This is a genomic window from Pseudomonas sp. CAU 1711 (genome assembly GCF_039888625.1).
Taxonomy (GTDB): Bacteria; Pseudomonadota; Gammaproteobacteria; order Pseudomonadales; family Pseudomonadaceae; genus Aquipseudomonas.
Genome location: NZ_JBDQQT010000008.1, coordinates 28635 through 49757, shown reverse-complemented (window position 1 = coordinate 49757; position 21123 = coordinate 28635). Strand labels below are relative to the sequence as shown.

Annotated in this window: 22 protein-coding genes and 1 pseudogene; 8 read left to right on the top strand and 15 right to left on the bottom strand. The window is 67.0% G+C overall.

Going from position 1 to position 21123, the window contains the following annotated elements:
• Window positions 1-54: 54 nt before the first annotated feature.
• From AAFN46_RS10660 to AAFN46_RS10650, 3 genes are all read right to left on the bottom strand, one after another.
• Window positions 55-1218, bottom strand: a complete 1164-nt coding sequence (locus AAFN46_RS10660) for a membrane dipeptidase (protein ID WP_347808667.1) — start codon at window positions 1216-1218, stop codon at window positions 55-57.
• Between the two features lie 82 nt (window positions 1219-1300).
• Entirely contained in the window at window positions 1301-2239 is a 939-nt protein-coding gene (locus AAFN46_RS10655) for a GGDEF domain-containing protein (protein WP_347808666.1), read from the bottom strand.
• Between the two features lie 230 nt (window positions 2240-2469).
• A complete protein-coding gene (locus AAFN46_RS10650) occupies window positions 2470-3129 on the bottom strand; it encodes an alpha/beta hydrolase (RefSeq protein ID WP_347808665.1) in 660 nt (219 codons plus the stop codon).
• A 391-nt stretch (window positions 3130-3520) separates the two neighbouring features.
• On the opposite strand from AAFN46_RS10650, the gene AAFN46_RS10645 reads away from it, so the two are divergent.
• The 4 genes from AAFN46_RS10645 to AAFN46_RS10630 all read left to right on the top strand — a co-directional run bounded on the left by AAFN46_RS10645 (window position 3521) and on the right by AAFN46_RS10630 (window position 7713).
• The gene (locus AAFN46_RS10645) at window positions 3521-4549 is read left to right on the top strand and encodes an amino acid ABC transporter substrate-binding protein (RefSeq protein WP_347808664.1); all 1029 of its coding nucleotides are present in this window, start codon (window positions 3521-3523) and stop codon (window positions 4547-4549) included.
• 97 nt (window positions 4550-4646) lie between these two features.
• Entirely contained in the window at window positions 4647-5831 is a 1185-nt protein-coding gene (locus AAFN46_RS10640; RefSeq protein ID WP_347808663.1) for an amino acid ABC transporter permease, read from the top strand.
• A 10-nt stretch (window positions 5832-5841) separates the two neighbouring features.
• Complete coding sequence (locus AAFN46_RS10635) at window positions 5842-6939, top strand: amino acid ABC transporter permease (RefSeq protein ID WP_347808662.1); 1098 nt, start codon at window positions 5842-5844, stop codon at window positions 6937-6939.
• Window positions 6940-6951: 12 nt separating this feature from the next.
• Window positions 6952-7713, top strand: coding sequence for an amino acid ABC transporter ATP-binding protein (locus AAFN46_RS10630; protein WP_347808661.1), 762 nt, complete (start codon window positions 6952-6954; stop codon window positions 7711-7713).
• 53 nt (window positions 7714-7766) lie between these two features.
• On the opposite strand, the gene AAFN46_RS10625 is transcribed toward AAFN46_RS10630, so the two are convergent.
• From AAFN46_RS10625 to AAFN46_RS10575, 11 genes and pseudogenes are all read right to left on the bottom strand, one after another.
• On the bottom strand, window positions 7767-8279 hold the full coding sequence (locus AAFN46_RS10625) for a DUF2878 domain-containing protein (protein WP_347808660.1): 513 nt from the start codon (window positions 8277-8279) through the stop codon (window positions 7767-7769).
• A 76-nt stretch (window positions 8280-8355) separates the two neighbouring features.
• Entirely contained in the window at window positions 8356-9630 is a 1275-nt protein-coding gene (locus AAFN46_RS10620; RefSeq protein ID WP_347808659.1) for a cyclopropane-fatty-acyl-phospholipid synthase family protein, read from the bottom strand.
• Window positions 9617-10408 (bottom strand): DUF1365 domain-containing protein, encoded by a 792-nt coding sequence (locus tag AAFN46_RS10615; protein ID WP_347808658.1) that lies wholly within the window; start codon window positions 10406-10408, stop codon window positions 9617-9619. The genes AAFN46_RS10620 and AAFN46_RS10615 overlap by 14 nt, the downstream gene beginning before the upstream one ends.
• Complete coding sequence (locus tag AAFN46_RS10610) at window positions 10405-11652, bottom strand: FAD-dependent oxidoreductase (RefSeq protein WP_347808657.1); 1248 nt, start codon at window positions 11650-11652, stop codon at window positions 10405-10407. Before AAFN46_RS10610 ends, AAFN46_RS10615 begins: the two co-directional genes overlap by 4 nt.
• Window positions 11649-12407: an SDR family NAD(P)-dependent oxidoreductase gene (locus AAFN46_RS10605; RefSeq protein ID WP_347808656.1), complete on the bottom strand. Its 759-nt coding sequence runs from the start codon at window positions 12405-12407 to the stop codon at window positions 11649-11651. Before AAFN46_RS10605 ends, AAFN46_RS10610 begins: the two co-directional genes overlap by 4 nt.
• Window positions 12404-12826, bottom strand: coding sequence for a nuclear transport factor 2 family protein (locus AAFN46_RS10600; RefSeq protein ID WP_347808655.1), 423 nt, complete (start codon window positions 12824-12826; stop codon window positions 12404-12406). The genes AAFN46_RS10605 and AAFN46_RS10600 overlap by 4 nt, the downstream gene beginning before the upstream one ends.
• Complete coding sequence (phrB, locus tag AAFN46_RS10595) at window positions 12819-14258, bottom strand: deoxyribodipyrimidine photo-lyase (protein ID WP_347808654.1); 1440 nt, start codon at window positions 14256-14258, stop codon at window positions 12819-12821. The genes AAFN46_RS10600 and phrB overlap by 8 nt, the downstream gene beginning before the upstream one ends.
• Entirely contained in the window at window positions 14246-15181 is a 936-nt protein-coding gene (locus AAFN46_RS10590; RefSeq protein ID WP_347808653.1) for a MerR family transcriptional regulator, read from the bottom strand. Before AAFN46_RS10590 ends, phrB begins: the two co-directional genes overlap by 13 nt.
• Window positions 15178-16116 (bottom strand): DUF523 and DUF1722 domain-containing protein, encoded by a 939-nt coding sequence (locus AAFN46_RS10585; protein ID WP_347808652.1) that lies wholly within the window; start codon window positions 16114-16116, stop codon window positions 15178-15180. The genes AAFN46_RS10590 and AAFN46_RS10585 overlap by 4 nt, the downstream gene beginning before the upstream one ends.
• 104 nt (window positions 16117-16220) lie before the next feature.
• On the bottom strand, window positions 16221-16517 hold the full coding sequence (locus AAFN46_RS10580; protein WP_347808651.1) for a winged helix-turn-helix domain-containing protein: 297 nt from the start codon (window positions 16515-16517) through the stop codon (window positions 16221-16223).
• Window positions 16518-16625: 108 nt separating this feature from the next.
• Window positions 16626-16949, bottom strand: a pseudogene (locus tag AAFN46_RS10575) (oxaloacetate decarboxylase); the annotation flags it as partial.
• 294 nt (window positions 16950-17243) lie between these two features.
• Here AAFN46_RS10575 and AAFN46_RS10570 point away from each other — a divergent pair.
• From AAFN46_RS10570 to AAFN46_RS10555, 4 genes are all read left to right on the top strand, one after another.
• Window positions 17244-18584, top strand: coding sequence for a porin (locus AAFN46_RS10570; RefSeq protein WP_347808650.1), 1341 nt, complete (start codon window positions 17244-17246; stop codon window positions 18582-18584).
• Window positions 18585-18667: 83 nt separating this feature from the next.
• Window positions 18668-19801: a GNAT family N-acetyltransferase gene (locus AAFN46_RS10565; protein WP_347808649.1), complete on the top strand. Its 1134-nt coding sequence runs from the start codon at window positions 18668-18670 to the stop codon at window positions 19799-19801.
• On the top strand, window positions 19798-20121 hold the full coding sequence (locus AAFN46_RS10560) for a low molecular weight protein tyrosine phosphatase family protein (RefSeq protein WP_347808648.1): 324 nt from the start codon (window positions 19798-19800) through the stop codon (window positions 20119-20121). Before AAFN46_RS10565 ends, AAFN46_RS10560 begins: the two co-directional genes overlap by 4 nt.
• Window positions 20118-20588: a hypothetical protein gene (locus tag AAFN46_RS10555; protein WP_347808647.1), complete on the top strand. Its 471-nt coding sequence runs from the start codon at window positions 20118-20120 to the stop codon at window positions 20586-20588. The genes AAFN46_RS10560 and AAFN46_RS10555 overlap by 4 nt, the downstream gene beginning before the upstream one ends.
• On the opposite strand, the gene AAFN46_RS10550 is transcribed toward AAFN46_RS10555, so the two are convergent.
• Window positions 20569-21123, bottom strand: a complete 555-nt coding sequence (locus AAFN46_RS10550) for a peptidylprolyl isomerase (RefSeq protein WP_347808646.1) — start codon at window positions 21121-21123, stop codon at window positions 20569-20571. The two genes, AAFN46_RS10555 and AAFN46_RS10550, sit on opposite strands and share 20 nt — an antisense overlap.

Below are 21123 nucleotides of genomic sequence, written 5' to 3'. Positions count from 1 at the left end.
CCGCCAGTGTAAAGCAAGAAGCCCGCGCGGCGAAGTGCCGCGCGGGGCGCAGCACTATTGCTGCGGCAGGCTGGCCAGCAGCAGACGGCGGACGTTGCCGCCCATGATGGCGGCGATCTCGGCGTCGGCGAAGCCGGCGCGCTGCAGGCCCTCGGTGATCTGCGCCAGGCCGGTGCTGTCGAAGGGCGTGTGCACCGTGCCGTTGAAGTCGGAGCCGAGGGCGACGTGTTCGACGCCGACCCTGTCCGCGGCATAGCGAATGGCGCGCACTATGGCGCCGACCGAGGTCTCGCAGACGGCGGCCTCCCAGTAGCCGATGCCGATCACCCCGCCGCTGGCGGCGATGCGTTCGAGGTGCTCGTCGCTGAGATTGCGCGGGCCTGGGCAGGTACCGGCCACGCCGGTGTGGGACACCAGCACGGGGCGCGTGGCCATGGCCAGTACATCGTCGATCAGCGGCTTGGAGGCGTGGGCCAGGTCGACCAGCATGCGTTTCTCCTCCAGGCGGGCGATCACCTGGCGGCCCAGCGCGGTCAGACCGCCCTTATCCAGGCCATGGGCGGAGCCGCCGACCTCGTTGTCGAAGAAGTGGGTCAGGCCGGCGATGCGAAAGCCTGCGTCGTACAGGCGGTCGATGTTTTCCAGCTTGCCCTCGATGGGCTGCAGGCCCTCGGTGGCGAGCAGGGCGGCGACCCGCTGCGGGTCGCGCTGCCAGGCTGCGAGGAAGGCCTGCAGTTCGCCGCGATTGCGCACCAGCACCAGGCGACCCTCGCTGGCGGCCGCGGCCCGTTCCAGCTTGCCGGCCTGGTACAGGGCGCGGGCGAGCAGGCTGTCCCAGGTCTCGCGCGGCCAGCGCTGGGCCATTGCCAGCAGGGTGATGTTGTCGCTGTCGCCGGGGTTGCTCTGGTAGTTGAGGCCGCGCGGGGTCTTGGTCACGGTGGAGAACACCTGCAGGCCGACGCGCCCCTCGAGCAGGCGCGGCAGGTCGGAGTGGCCATAGGCGTGGCGTTCGAGCAGGTCGCGCTGCCAGAGCAGGGCGTCGTCGTGCAGGTCGGCGACGAACAGGGTCTCATGCAGCTGCTCCGCGCTGTCGCTGGCACGATAGGGCGGCGCCCCGGCGACGCTGTTCATGAAGCGGTCGAGCAGGTTGGGAAGGGCGAAGAAGATGACCGCGCCGAGCGGCACCAGGATCAGCAGGGCGAGCGACAGCTTGCGCATGAGTGCTTCCATAGCGTTGTTGTTATGGCGGCGACTCTAGCAAGCCGGGTGGGGCGAGTGCGATGCGGCGGTGCTTCTGCGTTCAGCCGAACAGGCGATTGCGGCCCTGCTGCTTGGCCTTGTACAGGGCGGCGTCGGCGCGGGCGATCAGGCTCTCCAGGCCGTCCTTGGGCTGCAGCTGGGCCAGGCCTATGGAGGCGGTGACGCCCGGCAGAATGCCCATGGGCGAGTAGAAGGAGGATACCTGTTCCAGGCTCAGGCGCAGGCGTTCGCCGATGCTGCGGGCCTCGTCGACGCCGATCTCCGGCAGCAGGATGACGAACTCCTCGCCGCCATAGCGCACCATGCTGTCCTTCGGCCTGAGCTGGTTGCGCAGGGTGTGCGCGACCAGGCACAGGGCGTAGTCGCCGGCCAGGTGGCCGTGCTGGTCGTTGTAGGCCTTGAAGTGGTCGACGTCCAGCATGAGCATGCACAGCGGCTGGCCGTTGAAGGCGCAGCGGGTGCTCTCGCGCTGGTAGACGTGCTCCAGCCAGCGCCGGTTGAAGCAGCCGGTGAGGGTGTCGAGGTTGGCGCTCTGTTCGCTGTCGAGGATGATCCGGTTGCCCTGGCGCACCCGCTCGCAGAGCAGCTCCAGCAGGTTCTGCATCAGCTCCGGCGACTGCTCGAACAGCCTGACCAGCGAGGCGCGATGCAGGCGCAGGACCAACGAAGGCTGGGTGGCCACCACGTAGGCGGAGGGGTGGTCGTTGTCGATGAAGCTGATTTCGCCGGCGCAGTCGCCGCAGTGCAGGGTGCTCACCGGCTGGTTGTCCAGCGAGCCCAGGTAGACCTTCATCTCGCCTTCCAGCAGGACGTAGAGGTGCTGGTTGCGGTTGAAGGGGGAGAGCAGAATCTCGCCGGCCTCCAGCTCGAAGGCGCGGAACTCCTCCAGCAGCTGCTGCAGGCTGCCGGCCGTGACGTTGTGAAACAGCCGCGCGTGGCGCAGCTGTTGCAGATCCTGCTGCCAGTGGGCGTTTTTCATCGCGGCAACGCGTTGCATCGGGCTGCGGGCATCGCGTAACACTCCATGTTGTGGGGCGAACACCGACTTGACCATATTCCCAGGATTATTGCCTGGGCAATCCTCGGGCCCGCTCTGCCCGACCGGCGGTCGCAGGCGATGGACGGCGGGGCGATGGGCGCCATTCCCTTGACTGCGGTGGTTTCACTTAGCGCGCGCCCCGCCGCAGTCGACGTTGCCTTGACGCGCTCTCAGCGGGCCAGGCGGCGCTGCAACCAGGTCCCGATATCCTGGATTTCCTCCATCACCACTTCATGACCCATGGGGTATTCCCGCCAGTCGACCGGCACGCCCTGCTCGGCCAGCGCATCGTGGGCGGCGCGGCCCATGAAGCTCGGCACCACCTCGTCCTGGCTGCCGTGCAGGCAGAGCACCGGCAGGGAGCGGCGTGCGGCTTGCAGTTGCAGGTCCGCGGCGAAGGTCGGCGCATAGGTGGACAGTGCCAGCAGCCCGCCGAGCGGTCCCTGCCAGCGCAGGAAGGCGGTGTGGAAGACCACCGCGCCACCTTGGGAGAAGCCGGCCAGGACGATGCGCGCCGGGTCGATGCCGCTGTCGCGCTGTTGCTCGATCAGCTCGATCACCCTCTGCGCCGAGGCCTCCATTTGCTCCTGGTCGATGGCGCGCGCCGGGCTCATGGCCAGGATGTCGTACCAGCTGGGCATGGCCCAGCCGCCGTTGATGGTCACCGGCCGGGTCGGCGCCTGTGGCAGCAGGAAGCGGGTGCTCGGCAGCTGCTGCTGGAGCATTTTCGCCACCGGCTCGAAGTCGTAACGGTCGGCGCCCAGGCCGTGTAACCAGATGACGCAGGCGTCTGCCGCTTGGGTAGGTTCGAGTATCAGGCTTTCGTGCATGTCTGCTCCATTCTGGTGCGCGGGAGTTGCGCATGGCACACCGGTTTTATTCAAGTGGGATAAATACTTAAGAAGATGTCGCGCTGACGGAAGTTTGTCTCTTGACCTGCGGGCGAAACCGGTCAGTCAGAAAACTGGTACGGCCCTTGCTGTACTGGTCGGGTCCGGTGGGGGCCGTCTCGTTGCGGAAAGCCGGACAAATCTGCTGGGTCTCCTTTCCGTACGACCTACGGTGAGAAGTGTGACATTCGCCGGTCTGCGGAACGGCATCTAGACTCACTTCAGGTTCGCACCCCGGTCGGTCCTGCCATGGTGGCGGGATCGAACGTGCCCCACAAGGGTACGGCGGCTGGACCGAGACTCGACCAAACAAGAACACTTGGAGGTTTTGATGAAGATGGTGAAATCCACCCTGGCAGTACTGACCACTGCGGCGGCGCTCGGTGTGAGCGGCTTCGCTCAGGCCGGTGCGACTCTGGATGCGGTGCAGAAGAAGGGCTTCGTGCAGTGCGGTATCAGTGACGGTTTGCCGGGCTTCTCTTACGCCGATGCCAAGGGCAACTACATGGGCATCGACGTGGACGTCTGCCGCGCGGTGGCTGCCGCCGTGTTCGGCGATGCCTCCAAGGTGAAGTACAGCCCGCTGACCGCCAAGGAGCGCTTCACCGCGCTGCAGTCCGGCGAAGTCGACATGCTGTCGCGCAACACCACCTGGACCAGCTCGCGTGATGCGGCCATGGGTCTGAACTTCACCGGCGTGACCTACTACGACGGTCAGGGCTTCCTGGTGAACAAGAAGCTCGGCGTTTCCAGCGCCAAGGAACTGGACGGCGCCACCGTGTGCATCCAGGCCGGTACCACCACCGAGCTGAACCTGGCCGACTACTTCCGCGCCAATGGCCTGAAGTACACCCCCATCACTTACGACACCTCCGACGAGAGCGCCAAGTCGCTGGAGTCCGGCCGTTGCGACGTGCTGACCTCCGACCAGTCGCAGCTGTACGCTCAGCGCATCAAGCTGGCCGCGCCGAACGACTACGTGGTGCTGCCGGAAGTGATCTCCAAGGAGCCGCTCGGCCCGGCCGTGCGTCAGGGTGACGAGGAGTGGTTCGACATCGTGCGCTGGAGCCTGTACGCCCAGCTCAACGCCGAGGAACTGGGCGTGACTTCCGCCAACGTGGAAGAAATGGCCAAGTCCACCAAGAACCCGGACATCGCCCGCCTGCTGGGCGCCGAGGGTGATTACGGCAAGGACCTGAAGCTGCCGAAGGACTGGGCGGTCAAGGTCATCAAGCAAGTCGGCAACTACGGTGAAATCTTCGATCGCAACGTCGGTGCCGGCAGCGATCTGAAGATCGAGCGTGGTCTCAATGCCCTGTGGAACAAGGGTGGTCTGCAGTACGCACCGCCGGTGCGCTGACCGCCATGCCATCGCCCCCTTGGTGGGGCGATGGAGTTCCTGATTTCGTGAACTCCGCGCCGCCGATCCGGGGCGCGGAGCTTCCATGAGGGCCGCTATGCAAAATCCCCCCATTTCTCCGCGCCCGCGCGCATCGGTACTGACCGATCCGCAGGTGCGCGCCTGGGTTTTCCAGATCATCGCCGTGATCGCCGTGATAGGGCTCGGCTGGTATCTGTTCCACAACACCCAGAACAACCTGGCCCAGCGCGGCATCCTGTCCGGCTTCGGCTTTCTCGACAACAGTGCCGGCTTCGGCATCTCCCAGCACCTGATCGACTACACCGAGAGCGACACTTACGGCCGCGTCTTCGTCATCGGCCTGCTCAACACCCTGCTGGTGTCGGTCATCGGCATAGTGCTGGCGACCATTCTCGGTTTCATCCTCGGTGTGGCGCGGTTGTCGCACAACTGGCTGGTCAGCAAGCTGGCCACCGTCTATATCGAGACCTTCCGCAACATCCCGCCGTTGTTGCAGATATTCTTCTGGTACTTCGCCGTGTTCCTGCCGTTGCCCGGGCCGCGTGACAGCCTGAACATCGGCGATACCTTCTTCCTCAGCGTGCGCGGGCTGAACATGCCGGCGCCGAGCCTGGCCGAGGGCTTCTGGCCCTTCTTCATCGCCATCGTCCTGGCCCTGGCCATCATCGTCGCACTGGCGCGCTGGGCGCGTCTGCGTTTCGAGGCCACCGGACAGACCTTCCCGACCCTGATCAGCAGCCTGGTGCTGATCGTCGCCTTGCCGGGCCTGGCCCTGCTGGTGTTCGGCGATCCCTTCCACTGGACGGTGCCCGAACTCAGGGGCTTCAACTTCCGTGGTGGCTGGGTGCTGATTCCCGAGCTGATGGCGCTGACCCTGGCGCTGACCATCTACACCGCGGCCTTCATCGCCGAGAACGTGCGCTCGGGCATCCAGGCGGTCAGCCACGGGCAGACCGAGGCGGCGCGCTCGCTAGGCCTGCCGGCCGGCAAGATCCTGCGCCTGGTGATCATTCCCCAGGCCATGCGGGTGATCATCCCGCCGCTGACCAGCCAGTACCTGAACCTGGCGAAGAACTCCTCGCTGGCCGCCGGTATCGGCTATCCGGACATGGTCTCGCTGTTCGCCGGCACCACCCTGAACCAGACCGGCCAGGCCATCGAGGTGATCGCCATCACCATGAGCGTGTACCTGGCCATCAGCATCAGCATCTCGATCCTGATGAACTGGTACAACAAGCGCATCGCGCTGGTCGAGCGGTAAGGAGAAGCGCATGCAAGTCCATCAATTCCGTCCCGACCTGCCGCCGCCGCGCCTGAGCGTGGGCGTGCTCGGCTGGCTGCGGGCCAATCTGTTTTCCAACTGGTTCAATACCCTGCTGACCTTCCTGGCCATCTACCTGGTCTGGCTGATCGTGCCGCCGCTGCTGCAGTGGGCCTTCTTCCAGGCCGACTGGACCGGCAGCACCCGCGCCGACTGCACCGGCGACGGCGCCTGCTGGGTGTTCATCCGCGAACGCTTCGACCAGTTCATGTACGGCTTCTACCCGGAGCAGCTGCGCTGGCGCGTCGACCTGACCGTGTGGCTGGCGGTGATAGGCGCGGCGCCGCTGTTCGTGCCACCGATGCCGCGCAAGGCCCTGTATGGCCTGGCCTTCCTGGTGGTCTACCCGCTGCTGGCCTTCTGGCTGCTGCATGGCGGCTTCCTCGGCCTGAAGGAGGTGGAGACCAGCCTCTGGGGCGGCCTGATGCTGACCCTGGTGATCGCCGCCGTCGGTATCGCCGGCGCGCTGCCGCTGGGCATCATGCTGGCCCTCGGCAGGCGCTCGGAGATGCCGGCGATTCGGGTCATCTGCGTCACCTTCATCGAGTTCTGGCGCGGCGTGCCGCTGATCACCGTGCTGTTCATGTCCTCGGTGATGCTGCCGCTGTTCCTGCCCGAGGGGCTGTCCTTCGACAAGCTGCTGCGTGCGCTGATCGGGGTGATCCTGTTCCAGTCCGCCTACATCGCCGAGGTGGTGCGCGGCGGCCTGCAGGCCATTCCCAAGGGCCAGTACGAGGCGGCCGCGGCCATGGGCCTGGGCTACTGGCGGATGATGGGCCTGGTGATCCTGCCGCAGGCGCTCAAGCTGGTGATTCCGGGCATCGTCAACACCTTCATCGCCCTGTTCAAGGACACCAGTCTGGTGATCATCATCGGTCTGTTCGACCTGCTCAACAGCATCAAGCAGGCCACCACCGATCCGGCCTGGCTGGGCATGGCCACCGAGGGCTACGTGTTCGCCGCCCTGGTGTTCTGGATCTTCTGTTTCGGCATGTCCCGCTATTCCATGCGCCTGGAGCGCAAGCTGGACACCGGCCACAAGCGTTAGGAGTCGTAGACCATGACCGAAGTTAAGAAAGAAGTCGCCGCCGAGCCGATCATCCAGATGCAAGGCGTGAACAAGTGGTACGGCCAGTTCCACGTGCTCAAGGACATCAACCTCGACGTGCAGCCCGGCGAGCGCATCGTGCTGTGCGGGCCGTCCGGCTCGGGCAAGTCCACCACCATCCGCTGCATCAACCGCCTGGAGGAGCACCAGCAGGGGCGCATCGTGGTCGACGGCACCGAGCTGACCCACGACCTCAAGCATATCGAGGCGGTGCGCAGCGAAGTGGGCATGGTGTTCCAGCACTTCAACCTGTTCCCGCACCTGACCGTGCTGCAGAACTGCACCCTGGCGCCCATGTGGGTGCGCAAGATGCCCAAGCGCAAGGCCGAGGAAGTCGCCATGCACTTCCTCGAGCGCGTGCGCATTCCCGAGCAGGCCCACAAGTTTCCCGGCCAGCTTTCCGGCGGCCAGCAGCAGCGCGTGGCCATCGCTCGCGCGCTGTGCATGAAGCCGAAGATCATGCTGTTCGACGAGCCGACCTCGGCGCTCGACCCGGAGATGGTCAAGGAGGTGCTGGATACCATGATCGGCCTGGCCGAGGACGGCATGACCATGCTCTGCGTGACCCATGAGATGGGCTTCGCCCGCACCGTGGCGAACCGGGTGATCTTCATGGACCGCGGCGAGATCGTCGAACAGAACGAGCCCAACGCCTTCTTCGACAACCCGCAGAACGAGCGGACCAAGCTGTTCCTTGGGCAGATCCTGCACTGAGGTCGCAAGACGCGAAAAGGGGAGCCACTGGCTCCCCTTTTCGTTTGCGCCCTCTATGCCGTTCGTTGGCGGTACATCCCGGCAAATCCATGCACTACCGGCATCACGCCTGCCCAGATCAGCGCCAGCATCAGCATTGTCGGCCATAGCCCCAGCGGCAGGCCGACTCCGGCCAGTTTGGCGCCGCCCAGGTAGGACAGCGGCCCGGCGACGGCGCCGAGCAGGCTGCCCAGCCACCAGGGGCGGGCGGTCCAGGCCAGGCAGTGGTTGAGGGTGGTGGCGAACAGGGCCCACAGCAGGGCCAGCCAGGCTGGCAGCAGGCGGCCGCTGCCGCCGAAGTCGAAGACTCCGAGGTTGAGCAGGAAGCTGTCCAGTGCGCTGCCGAACAGCATGACGCTGGCGACCAGGCGGCCCTCGACACGCCAGGGCGCGACCCAGGCGAAGTGGCCGACCAGGCAGGCCAGCGCCAGGACCAGCAGCCAGGGATGGCGGGCGCCGAATACGCAGGCGAACCAGCCGATCTGGAACAGCAGGGCGTTGAGGATCAGCGGGCGGGGGGCGGTCATGGGCGGATGAACAGGCTGGAAGTTCGAGTGGCCAAGGGTACCCTCACCCCGGCCCTCTCCCAAGGGGAGAGGGGGGTTAGGCTGCGAAGTTGCCCAGCAGCGGCGCCGGGCGCGCGCCTTGCTTGGCCAGCAGCAGCTGGGCGGTGCCGATGCTGCGCTCGAGGAAGCCGCCCTCGCAGTAGCACAGGTAGAACTCCCACAGGCGGCAGAAATGGTCGTCGTAGCCCAGCTGCTCCAGGCGGTGACGGGCGCGGCGCAGGTTGTCGTGCCACAGGCGCAGGGTGCGCGCGTAGTGTAGGCCGAAGTCTTCCATGTGGTGCAGGTTGAGGTCGGTGTCGCGACTGACGATCTCCAGCATCTTGTGCACCGAGGGCAGGGCGCCGCCGGGAAAGATGTAGCGCTGGATGAAGTCCACCGACTTGCGCGCCTGCTCGTAGCGCTGGTCGCGGATGGTGATGGCCTGCAGCAACATCAGCCCGTCGTCCTTGAGCAGGCGCGCGCATTGCTGGAAGTAGGTGGGCAGGAAGCGGTGGCCGACCGCCTCGACCATCTCGATCGACACCAGCTTGTCGAACTGGCCGTCGAGGTCGCGGTAGTCCTCCAGCAGCAGGGTGATGCGCTGCTGCAGGCCCTGCTGCTCGATGCGCTGGCGGGTGTATTCGTACTGCTCGCGCGACAGGGTGGTGGTGGTCACTCGGCAGCCATAGTGGCTGGCCGCATAGAGGGCCATGCTGCCCCAGCCGGTACCGATCTCCAGCAGGTGGTCGTCGGGCTTGAGCTCCAGCTTCTGGCAGATGCGTTCGAGCTTGTTCAGCTGGGCCTGCTCGAGGCTGTCCTGCTCGCTCTGGAACATGGCCGCCGAGTACATCATGGTCGGGTCGAGGAACTGCTCGAACAGCGCGTTGCCCAGGTCGTAATGGGCGGCGATGTTGCGGCGCGAGCCCCGGCGGGTGTTGCGGTTGAGCCAGTGCAGGCCCTGCAGCAGTGGGCGGCCGAGCAGGGCCAGGCCGCGCTCCATGCCGTCCAGCACGTCGAGGTTGGCGACGAACACGCGCACCACCGCGGTCAGGTCCGGGCTGCTCCAGTAGCCGTGGATATAGGCCTCGCCGGCGCCGATCGAGCCGTTGCCGGCGACCATGGCCCAGACGGCGGCGTCTTGCACCTGGATTTCTGCGTGCAGCGGCGCGCCGGTCTGGCCGAAGGTCTGCCGTTCGCCATCCTCGATGATCGTCAGTTGGCCGTGGCGCAGCCGGCCGAGCTGACGCAGCACGGCACGCTTGAGCAGACCCGCGCCTATGCCGTTGCCGGTGCGCACGCTGGTTTTCGCGGAAGTCAGGTCAGGGCTCTTCATGGCGGGGCTCCAGATGGGCGGCGCGGAATTCGCCGTCCGCGGCTCGATGGGAATGGATCGGGATGCGTTTGAGCAGCAGGCGCAGGGCCTGCCAGTAGATGCCGAGCAGGGTCTTGGCGCTCATCCAGGGGAAGGCCAGCAGGTGCCGGTGCAGGCTGGCGCGGCTGAGCGGGGTGCGGCGCAGGCCGAGGCCGGCCTCGAACAGCTTGTCCGCGCCCTGCCAGTCTTCCATATGGATATGCAGGTGCTCGCCGGGCACCGAGTAGCGCATGCGGTACTCCAGCTCGCGCGGCAGGAAGGGTGAGACGTGAAAGCTCTTGGCCACGCGGTGGCGCGACTCGCCCTGCGCGTTGGCCGGCAGCACGTAGTGGTAGCGCTCGCGCCAAGGCGTGTTGCTGACTTCGCAGAGGATGGCCTGCAGGCGCTCCTGCTCGTCGAAGCAATAGAAGAAGCTCGCCGGGTTGAAGGCCAGGCCCCAGCTGCGCGGCTGGGCCAGCAGGCAGATGCGCCCGCGCGGCGCCACGCCCAGCGCCTCGCCCACGCGCTGGCGCACGGCGTCGGCCAGGCGCATGCCGTGGCGGGTGAACTGTGGCAGGAAGTCGCTCTCGCGAAAGGCCAAGGGTGCCCAGCGCGAGCGCCCGGCCAGCGGCGACAGGGCGAGCACGGCGTCCTGCTCGGCCAGGTCGAGGTAGAGCAGGCCCATGCGGTAGCGGAAGGCATGGCCGCGCGGCAGGTGTCGGCGGTGCCCGACCCAGCCCTGATACAGCGCGCTGTTCACAGCTGCTCTCCGAAGGCGCGCGCCACGCGCAGGGCGCTGACCACGCCGTCCTCGTGGAAACCGTTGGCCCAGTAGGCGCCGCAGTAGTAGCTGTGCTGCGCGCCGCAGAGTTCATCCCAGCGGGCCTGGGCTTCGATGCCGTCCAGGCTGTACTGCGGGTGGGCGTAGCTGAAGCGGCCGAGTATCCGCGCCGGGTCGATGGCCGCCGTCTGGTTGAGGCTGACGCAGAAGGTGGTCCGGCTGCGGATGCCCTGCAGGATATTCATGTTGTAGGTGACCGCCGCCGGCTGCGCGCGCGGCCCGCCCAGGCGATAGTTCCAGCTGGCCCAGGCCAGCCGGCGCCTGGGCAGCAGGCGGGTGTCGCTGTGCAGCACCACCTCGTTGTCGGCATAGCGCAGGGCGCCGAGGATCGCCCGTTCGGCCGCGCTCGGCGCGGCCAGCATGGCCAGGGCCTGGTCGCTGTGGCAGGCGAACACCACCTTGTCGAAGCGCTCCGCGCCGGCCGGGCTGTGCACTCGCACGCCCTGGTTGCTGCGCTCGACACGTTGTACCGGGCAGTTCAGACGGATGCGCTCGGCGAAGCCGGCGCTCAGCGGCCCCAGGTAGCTGCGCGAGCCGCCGGCGATCACCCGCCACTGCGGGCGGTCGTTGACCGACAGCAGGCCGTGGTTCTTGAAGAAGCGCACGAAGAAGCGCAGCGGAAAGTCGAGCATGTCGGACGGCGACATGGACCAGATGGCCGCGCCCATCGGCACTATGTAGTGCTCGACGAAGCGCCGGCCGTAGCCGCCCCGCTCCAGGTAGGCGCCGAGGGTCAGGTCGGCGGCGATGCGCTGCTCGGCCAGGTCGCTCAGCGCCTCGCGGTTGAAGCGCAGGATGTCGCGCAGCATGCCCCAGAAGGCCGGGCGCAGCAGGTTGCCGCGCTGGGCGAACAGACTGTTGAGGTTGTTGCCGTTGTATTCCACGCCGCTGCGCGGATCGCTCACCGAGAAGCTCATCTCGGTGGGCTTCGAGGCGACGCCCAGCCTGTCCATGAGGCGGATGAAGTTGGGGTAGGTCCAGTCGTTGAACACGATGAAACCGGTGTCGATCGCATAGGACCTGCCCTGCACCTCGACGTCCACCGTGTGGGTGTGGCCGCCGATGCGGGGGCCGGCCTCGAACAGCTGGATCTCGTGCCTGCGGGCGAGCAGGTAGGCGGAGGTCAGGCCGGCGATGCCGCCGCCGACTATGGCGATCTTCATGGGCGTGGCTCCGTGCGCGCAAGGCGCTTGCCGAGGGCCAGCTGCAGGCCCTTGGGCAGGTGGGCGAGCAGCAGCAGGGTGGCGATAAAGGGTGTCGGGAAGGCGATCTCGTAGGGGCGCCGTTCCAGGCACCTGGCGATATGGCGGGCGGCCTTGTCCACCGGCCAGCGCATCGGCATGGGGAAATCGTTGTTGCGCGTCAGCGGGGTGTCGACGAAGCCGGGGCTGACCAGGCTGACGTCGATGCCCTCGGTAGCCAGGTCGATGCGCAGCGCCTCGAACAGGTAGCGCAGCGCCGCCTTGGACGCGCCATAGGCCTCGGCGCGCGGCAGCGGCAGGAAGGTCACCGAGCTGGAAACCGCCACCAGGTGCGGCCTGTCGCCGGCGCGCAGCAGCGGCAGGGCCGCCTCCACGCAGTGGGCGGCGGCGATCAGGTTGCTGTGCATGACCCGCTCGATGATGGCCGCCTGGAAGTCGGCGACCTCGACGTACTCGCAGGTGCCGGCGTTGAGGATCACCTGGTCCAGCGCGCCCCAGCGCTCGGCGATGCGCTCGCCGATGGCGCGCACCTGCTCGGCGTCGCTCAGGTCGCCGGGGGCCACCAGTACCTGGCCGGGGAAGCGATCGGCCAGCTCGCGCAGGGCGCCGGCGCTGCGCGCGCTCACGGCGAGCAGGTGGCCCTGGAGCAGCAGGACTTCCGCCAGGGCGGCGCCGATGCCGCTGCTGGCACCGGTGAGCCAGATGCGCCTGCTCATGCCAGCCTCCGCTTCAGCCAGGCGATGACGCCCCCCATCAGCGGCAGGTGTTCGTAGAGCAGGGCGCCGGCATCGAAGTAGTCGCGGTGCTGGTAGACCCTGTCGCGCCACAGCAGGTGCGAGCAGCCGTCGACGCCGAGCGGCGCGCCGCCACGCAGATGTGGGTGGCGATAGGTCATGGTCCAGCGCAGGTAGCCTTGGCCCTCGCCGATCTGGTCGTGGCCGTGGAACGCGAAATCGAGCTGGTCCAGGTTGGCGTACAGCTCGGCGAAGTAGCGCTGCAGCGCCGGCAGGCCCCGGATCTCGTGCAGCGGGTCGCGGAACAGCACGTCGTCGCTGTACAGCTCGCCGAGCCGTCGCAGGTTGCCGGCGTCGAGCGCGGCGAACTGGTCGGCGAACTGGCGCAGGAACTCAGACATCGGCCACCTCCGCCTTGGGCAGGTTCTTGAACGCCTGCAGGGCACGCTCGCGCGAGCGGCCCAGGTCGACTATTGGCCGTGGGTAAGCGGCCACGCCAAACAGACCGCCCAGGGCCGAAGGGTCGTGGATATCGCGCTTGCTCAGCCCGGCCAGTTCCGGCACCCAGGTGCGGATGAAGTCGCCCTCGGGGTCGAATTTGCGCGACTGGCTGATCGGGTTGAAGATGCGGAAGTACGGCGCCGCGTCGGTGCCGGTGGAGGCGCTCCACTGCCAGCCGCCGTTGTTGGCGGCCAGGTCGCCGTCGATCAGCTGGCGCATGAAGAAGCGTTCGCCTTCGCGCCAATCGATCAGCAGGTTCTTGCTCAGGAACATCGCCACCAGCATGCGCAGGCGGTTGTGCATCCAGCCGGTGGTCAGCAGCTGGCGCATGGCGGCGTCGACTATGGGGATGCCGGTGCGCCCCTGCTGCCAGGCGGCCAGCTCGTCCGGTGCGCGGCGCCAGGGCAGCGCCTCGGTTTCGGCGCGAAAGGCGCGGTGCCGCGAGACGCGCGGGTAGCCGACCAGGATGTGCTTGTAGAACTCGCGCCAGAGCAGCTCGTTGATCCAGGTCAGCGCGCCGACGTTGCCGCTGTCGAACTCGCCTCGGTTGATGCGCAGCGCCGCATGCAGGCACTGGCGCGGCGACAGCACGCCGGCGGCGAGGTAGGCGGACAGCTGGCTGGTGCCGTCCAGGCCGGGGAAGTCGCGGCGCTCCTGGTACTCGCTCATGCGCTGTTCGGCGAACTCGCCGAGGCGCTGCAGGGCGGCGGCCTCGCCGGCCGGCCAGCGGGCGCGCAGGGACTGTGCGGGGGTGGCGAAACCCTCCACAGCTCGCGGGATGGGATCGCCGGCGATTTCCAGCGGTGCCTGTGCGGACGGGCGTGGCAGCACGGCCGGCAGGGCGGCATGCAGGCGCTGGTAGCAGAGCTTGCGGAACTGGCTGTAGACCTGGAAGTAGCCACCCGCCTTGGTCAGCACGCTGCCGGGCTGCAGCAGCAGCTGGTCGAGGCGCCGCTGCAGGGTCACGCCCTGTTTCGCCAGGGCCTCGGCCACGGCCTGGTCGCGACGGCTCTCGTGGATGCCGTACTCGTCGTTGATCCACAGCGTGGCGATGCGCTGTTCGCGGCACAGTTGCGCCAGCACCTGCGGCGCATCGCTCCAGCGCGGCGCCTGGCGGACCAGCAGCGGCACGTTGAGCTCGGCCAGCGCCGTCTTCAGTTCGGCGAGGTTGCGCAGCCAGAAGTCGACCTTGCAGGGCGCATCGTCGTGTTCGTGCCACTGCTGCGGGCTGATCAGGTACAGGGCCAGGGTCGGCCCGGCCGCCATGGCGGCGCTCAGGGCGCTGTTGTCGCGGGTCCGCAGGTCGCTGCGCAGCCAGATCAACTGGTGCATTGGGGTTCCTCCAGCAGTCTCAGTTCGCGCAGCCGGCGCTCGGCGAGCAGCGGGTCGGCGGCCAGGTCCAGCCCCGGGATGGCGCCCAGTTCCTCGGCGTGGATGCTCGCCGCCGGGCCGACCAGCAGCAGCGGTACGGCGCAGGCCTCGACCAGGCGCGGTAGCTGGTGCCGCTGCGCGGTGGCCAGGGCCTGGCTGGAATAGAGGAGCAGGGCGCGCGGGGCGATATGGTCCACCGCCTGCACCAGCTCGCTGCTCGGCACCGACCAGTCCAGCACCTGCGCCGGGCAGCCGGCGCTGCCGACCAGCCAGGCGCACAGCCACAGGCCGGGTTCGAACGGGAGCTCGGACTGATTGACCAGCAGCAGCGGCGCGCCAGCGCGCTGGCGGTTGTCGTGGTGCAGGCGCGTGCCGAGCTTGCTGCGCAGCCAGGAGTGGAAGAACACCCGCTCCAGCTGGGCGCCGAACGCCAGGTCGCGCCAGCGCTGCTGCAGATCGTCGAGCAGCGGCAGCAGCAGGCGCGCGCACAGCAGGCCTGGCGGGTACAGCGCCTGGGCGCGGTTGAAGGCCTCGTCCAGCGGACGCTGGGCCTGGCGCACGATGTGTTGCAGCAGTTCTTCGCGCAGGCGCTGCCAGGGATCGTCGCCCGTGGGCTGTGGCGGACGCTCCAGGGCGATCAGTTCCCTGACCTGGCCGACCGCGACGCCGCGGTTGAGCCAGGTCAGCACTGCCTGGATGCGCGCGATCTGCTCAGGCGAATAGAGGCGATGACCCTTGCAGGTGCGCTGCGGCACCACCAGGCCGTAGCGGCGCTCCCAGGCGCGCAGGGTCACCGGGTTGACCCCGGTACGTTGCGCCACCTCGCGGATGGGCAACCAGCCTTGGGCGATGGCGGCCTGGTAGTCGAGGGGCGTCTCGCTCATAGCTGGTTTCTCAGGCTCAGCTCGTCGGGGTAGGGCTGCAGGTAGTCCTGGCGCGCCACGTACTGATCGGGATGGCGACGGAAGTGGTGGCGCAACAGGGTCAGCGGCGCCACCAGCGGCACCACGCCGCCGCGGTACTGGTCGATCAGTCGCTGCAGCTCGTGCTTCTCCTCGCGGCTGAGCGCGCGCTTGAGGTAGCCGCTCAGGTGCTGCAGCACGTTGCTGTGGGTGCCGCGGCTGGCGCGCAGGCCGAGCGCCGCCATCAGCTGGCGGAAGTAGCGCGGGCCGAGCTCGGCCGGGTCCTGGCGCCCGGCATCGGCCAGCAGGCGGCCGAGGGCGTGTTGCTGCTGCGGGCTGGTGGCCATCAGCAGGTACTTGTGGCGGGCGTGGAAGTCGAGCAGGGCGCGTCGGCTCAGGCCGTCGGCCAACAGGCGCTGCCAGCGGGCGTAGACGAACACGCGATTGAGGAAGTTTTCGCGCAGCACCGGGTCGTGCAGGCGGCCTTCCTCCTCCAGCGGCAGTTCCGGGCGGCGCGCCTGCAGGGCGGCGGCAAAGATGCCGGTAGAGCCGCCGTCCACCGGCCGGCCGTCGTCGCGGTACAGCTTGACCCGCTGCAGGCCGCAGGACGGCGACTTCTGCATGAGGACGAAGCCGCACAGATCGTGCAGTTCATCGGCGACCTTTTCGCCATAGGCACGCAGCGGCTCGCTGAAGTCGCGGCTGGCGTCCCGGCTGGCCACCGCGCGCGGCGCGGCGGGGTCGCCGACCAGGCGGATGGCCTCGCGCGGCGTGCCCAGGCCGATGGCCATCTCCGGGCAGAGGGGGACCAGCTCGAAGTGTCGGGCGAGGGTTTCCAGGCACAGGCGCGAGGCCTTGTGGCCTCCGTTGAAGCGGACCCGTTCGCCGAGAAGGCAAGCACTGATGCCGATACGCATGGCTGACTCCGGAAAAGTTGTACATCAATATCTGCGTGTACAACTTATCCTGAGCAAATTCTTGTACAAGTCAAGAATTTTTGTACAACAATGCTCCGCGGGGGTCAGGGATAGCCGAGCAGCGCGCGGATCTGCGCCAGGTTATTCGCGACCCAGTCGCGGTCGATTGGGCCCCAGTCGCGGATCAGGTAGTGGCCGGCGTTGTTGCGCTCGCCCGGGTGCTGGACGAAGTCGCACTGGATATCCAGCTCGGCGAGCGCGGCCAGGGTGTCCTGGGCGGTGCGCCGCGGCATGCCGGTGGCCTCCACTAGCGCCGGCACGCTGGTGGCGGCGCCACTGTCGATCAGCCAGGCCACGTAGAGGCGGCGGTAGAAGCTGGTGCGGGTCTTGCTGACTTCCATGTGGTTCTCCAGAAAAGCGAAGCCCCTGTCACCGGGGGCCGTTCGGCATCAGCCGACGAAGTTGAGGGGGCTCCACCGCCGCGGCATTGCTTCGCCGGCTTTGCCATGGCCGCCACTCACCCGTACGACGAAGCTGTGGCCACTGACTTCGACCGTGCAGGACTCGGGAGGTCTCGTGCACCACTGGCTCCAGGATGTTCGGTGCCGGCTCGAAGGTAGCCGGGTTACCGTGGTTCTCCAGGAGCTTGAGGCCGATCTGCGGGAACAGGGCGTAGGCCAGCACATCGTCGATGGCCTGCTCGGCCAGGGCGAAGCCCTTCTGCGCCGCTAGCTCGGGTTCGAGCAGGTCGGCGCGTCGCCGTACTCGCCCTTGAGCGCGCCGGCGGTCTCCTTGGTGATGGATGTGTAGCACACCCTCTTCCTCGGCAGCAGGCAGGCGCTCCTGAGTGTGGTACAGCCCGACATAGGGCTTCTGGCCATTGGTCTTGCCGGCGGCGATCAGGCTGTAGAGCTGAGCGCTGACCGTGGCAGCTTGGGCAATCTGTCCACAGCGGTGCGGCTGGGGCTTCTCCATTTATTCTTATTAGAATTTAAAAGTTCCTGTGTCATGTAACTTTCATCTAAATACAACTGCGCTGAAATAACCCCCCGCCAAGATTCCCCCCCAACACCAAGGGCCCAGCCCAAGTGTTTTCCAACGCTTAAGACCAATAGGGGAATCCTTCGATGATCCGCAAGCAATTCGCCGGTTTTGCAGCCAGCGCCCTGGCTCTGGCCGTCTCCGCCCAGGCTCTCGCCGGCACCGTCACCACCGACGGCGCCGATCTCGTCATCAAGACCAAGAGCGGCCTGGAAGTCGCCACCACCGACAAGCAGTACAGCTTCAAGCTGGGTGGCCGCATCCAAGCGGACTTCGACTCCTTCGACGGTTTCTACACTACCAACAACGAGGGGGCCAACGAGGCCTACTTCCGCCGCGCCCAGATCGAGATCGGCGGTAACTACAAGGACTGGCGCTACCAGATCAACTACGACTTCGGCGACAACCGTAGCAACGAGAACAAGTTCGACGAAGCCACCATCACCTACACCGGCTTCGCCCCGATCAATATCCGTGTAGGTCGCTTCGACCCGGACTACAGCCTGGAGAAGGCCACCAGCTCCAAGTGGGTGACCGCCATCGAGCGCTCCGCGGTTCTGGATCTGGCCTCCTGGACCACCGACCACGAAAACGGCATGGGCATCCAGGTCAATGGCACCTACGGCGGCATGTTCTACGGCTCCGCCAGCCTCCAGCAGCAGGACTCCGGTGTCTACCTGGAAGACGAGGACGGCAAGGACGTCAACAGCTACTTCATGCGTGGCGTGTTCGCCCCGATCGTCAGCGAGACCCAGGTCCTGCACTTCGGTCTGGACTATGCCACCCGCAGCTACGGCAACGAGCGCGACGGCACCAAGTTCGATGGTCGCATCCGCTCCCGTCTGGGCGTACGCGGTGTTTCCGAGAACCAGACTAACTCGGACCAGCTGATCCTGGCCCCGGCCGACGCCGGCGCAACAGGTGGCTTCGAGGATGACGAGGTCATGGGTCTGGAGTTCGCCTATATGTATGGTCCGTTCTCCGTGCAGAGCGAATACCTCAAGCGCGACCTGAGCGGCTACAAGACCAACGGCGACCGCGAGGCCACCGGCTACAACGTGCAGCTGGCCTACACCCTGACCGGCGAATCGCGCATCTACAAGCTGGACGGTGCCAAGTTCGACGCCATCAAGCCGGTGGACAAGGTCGGCGGCGCCTGGGAAGTCTTCTACCGCTACGACAACCTGAGCGTGGAAGACGACGCGACCATGGCTACCGTTGGTGGCGTCGCCATCGACGAGTCCGAGGCCAAGGTGCACACCATCGGCGTCAACTGGTACGTCAACGAGGCGGTCAAACTGTCGGCCAACTATCTGATGACCAAGTCCGACAACGATACCGTCAGACTGCAGAACGGCCGTTTTGCCGCAGGCAACGACGACGACGATGGCAAAGCTATCTCCCTGCGCGCCCAGTACGTGTTCTAACTAAAAACGCATCACCTGCTCCTCCTAAGAGCCCCGCCTGCGCGGGGCTTTTTTTCGTTTCGACGAAACGCCAGACTGGCGGCATGCCATTGCTTACCCTGAACAGTCTTGCCGAGATCGGCTCCGCCAACTGGGACGCCCTGTTGCCTGAGGCCCAGCCCTTCCTGTGTCACGCCTTTCTCTCTGCGCTGGAGGACAGCGGCAGTGTCGGCGCCCATTGCGGCTGGCTGCCGGCCCATCGGGTGATGCGCGACGAGCGCGGCGTGACCGTTGCCGCCTTGCCGGCCTATATCAAGGCGCATTCCTACGGCGAGTATGTGTTCGACATGGCCTGGGCCGATGCCTGCCGGCGTGCCGGTATCGCCTACTACCCCAAGCTGCTCGGCGCCGTGCCCTTCAGCCCGGTGAGTGGCCCGCGCCTGCTGGGCGATGCGCAGCAGGCCGGCGCGCTGCTCGACGCGCTTACCGCGGGCCTGGAGGGCGAGGGCCTGTCCGGCCTGCATATCAACTTCCTGCGCCCCGAGGACGATGCCCTGTTCGAGGGGCGTGAGGGTTGGCTGCAGCGTCTCGACTGCCAGTACCACTGGCGCAATCGCGGCTACCGCGACTTTCGGGACTTCCTCGACGCCCTCAGCTCGCGCAAGCGCAAGCAGCTGCGCAAGGAGCGCGAGCAGGTGGCAGGGCAGGGCATCGATTTCCGCTGGCAGCGTGGCGACGAGCTGAGCGAGGCGGACTGGGACTTCGTCCATGCCTGCTACGCCAGTACCTATCGGGTGCGCCGCCGCGCGCCCTATCTGACCCGGACGTTCTTCAGCCTGCTGGCCGAGCGCATGCCGCAGGCGATTCGCGTGGTCACGGCCCGGCGCTCTGGGCGCGCGGTGGCGATGGCGTTTTCGCTGCAGGACGCCAGCAGGCTGTATGGCCGCTACTGGGGTTGCCTGGGCGACTTCGATCGCCTGCACTTCGAGACCTGCTTCTACCAGGGCATCGAGCTGGCCATCGCCGAGGGGCTGCAGTGCTTTGACGCCGGCGCCCAGGGCGAACACAAGCTGATCCGTGGCTTCGAGCCGGTCGTCACCCGCTCCTGGCACTACCTGCTGCACCCCGGGCTGCGCGCCGCGGTGGCCGACTTCCTCGCCGAGGAAAGGCCGGCGCTGCTGGCCTATGCCGAGCAGGCGCGGGAGCTGTTGCCCTATCGCATTGAGGCGGGGCAGTGATGCGTGCTTTGTTCATTTGCAGTCGCAATCGCTTGCGCAGCCCTACGGCGGAGCAGCTGTTCGCCGCCTGGCCGGGGGTGGAGAGCGATTCGGCCGGTCTCGCCGCGGATGCCGAGGTGCCGCTGTCGGCCGAGCAGGTGCAGTGGGCCGAGCTGATCTTCGTCATGGAGCGGGTGCACCAGCGCCGCCTGCAGCAGCGTTTCGGCCCCTGGCTCAAGGGCAAGCGGGTGATCTGCCTGGACATCGCCGACGACTACCAGTACATGCAGCCGGAACTGGTCGAACTGCTGCAGCGCAAGGTCGGAGCCTATCTGCGATGAGCCGGCTGCTGCGCCCGTCGCCCTGGAAGTGGCTGGGCATACTGCTGCTGTGCCTGGTGTTCTGTGCCATCGCCGTGCTGATGCTGCGCGACGGTCGCGGCGTTGGCTGGTTCTGCCTGGGCGTTTTCGCGCTGGGCGCTCTGGTGGCCGCCGTGGCCCTGCTGCCGGGGGCCAACTACCTGCGCCTGGAGGAGGAGGGCTTCAGCTTCAGCGCGCTGTTTCGCGCGCACCGGGTGGACTGGGCCGATGTACAGGGTTTCGCGGTGGTGCGGGTGGCGTCGAACGCCATGGTCGGCTGGCGCTACCACGAGGGGCGGCAGCCGCAGGGCAGGGGCGTGCGTCTGTCGCTGGCGCTGGCCGGCTGCCATGCGGCCTTGCCGGAAACCTACGGCCTGGCGGCCGAGGAGCTGGCGCAGCTGCTCGAGCGGCTGCGCCTGGATCACCAGCTCAGAGCTTCTTCGCCTTGAGGATCAGCACCGGCTCGACCGGCACGTTCTGGTGCATGCCGCGATTGCCGGTGCGCACCTTGGCGATGCGGTCGACCACGTCCATGCCGCGCACCACCTTGCCGAACACTGCGTAGCCGAAGTCGCGCCCGCCATGGTTGAGGAAGTCGTTGTCCTTGTGGTTGATGAAGAACTGGCTGGTGGCCGAGTCGACCACCTGGGTGCGGGCCATGGCGATGGTGCCGCGGTCGTTGCGCAGGCCGTTGTCGGCCTCGTTCTTGATCGGCTTGAAGGTGTCCTTCTCGCCCATGTCGGCATCGAAGCCGCCGCCCTGGATCATGAAGTTGGGGATGACGCGGTGGAACTGGGTGCCGTTGTAGAAGCCGGCGTCGACGTAGCCGAGGAAGTTCTGCGTGCTGATCGGCGCTTTCTCGGCGTTCAGCTCCAGCTCGATATCGCCGTAGCTGGTGGTCAGCAGCACATGGGGATTCTCCGCGGCGAGCACAGCGCTGCTCAGCAGCAGGCCACAGGCGGAGAGAAGGAGACGTTTGAGCAT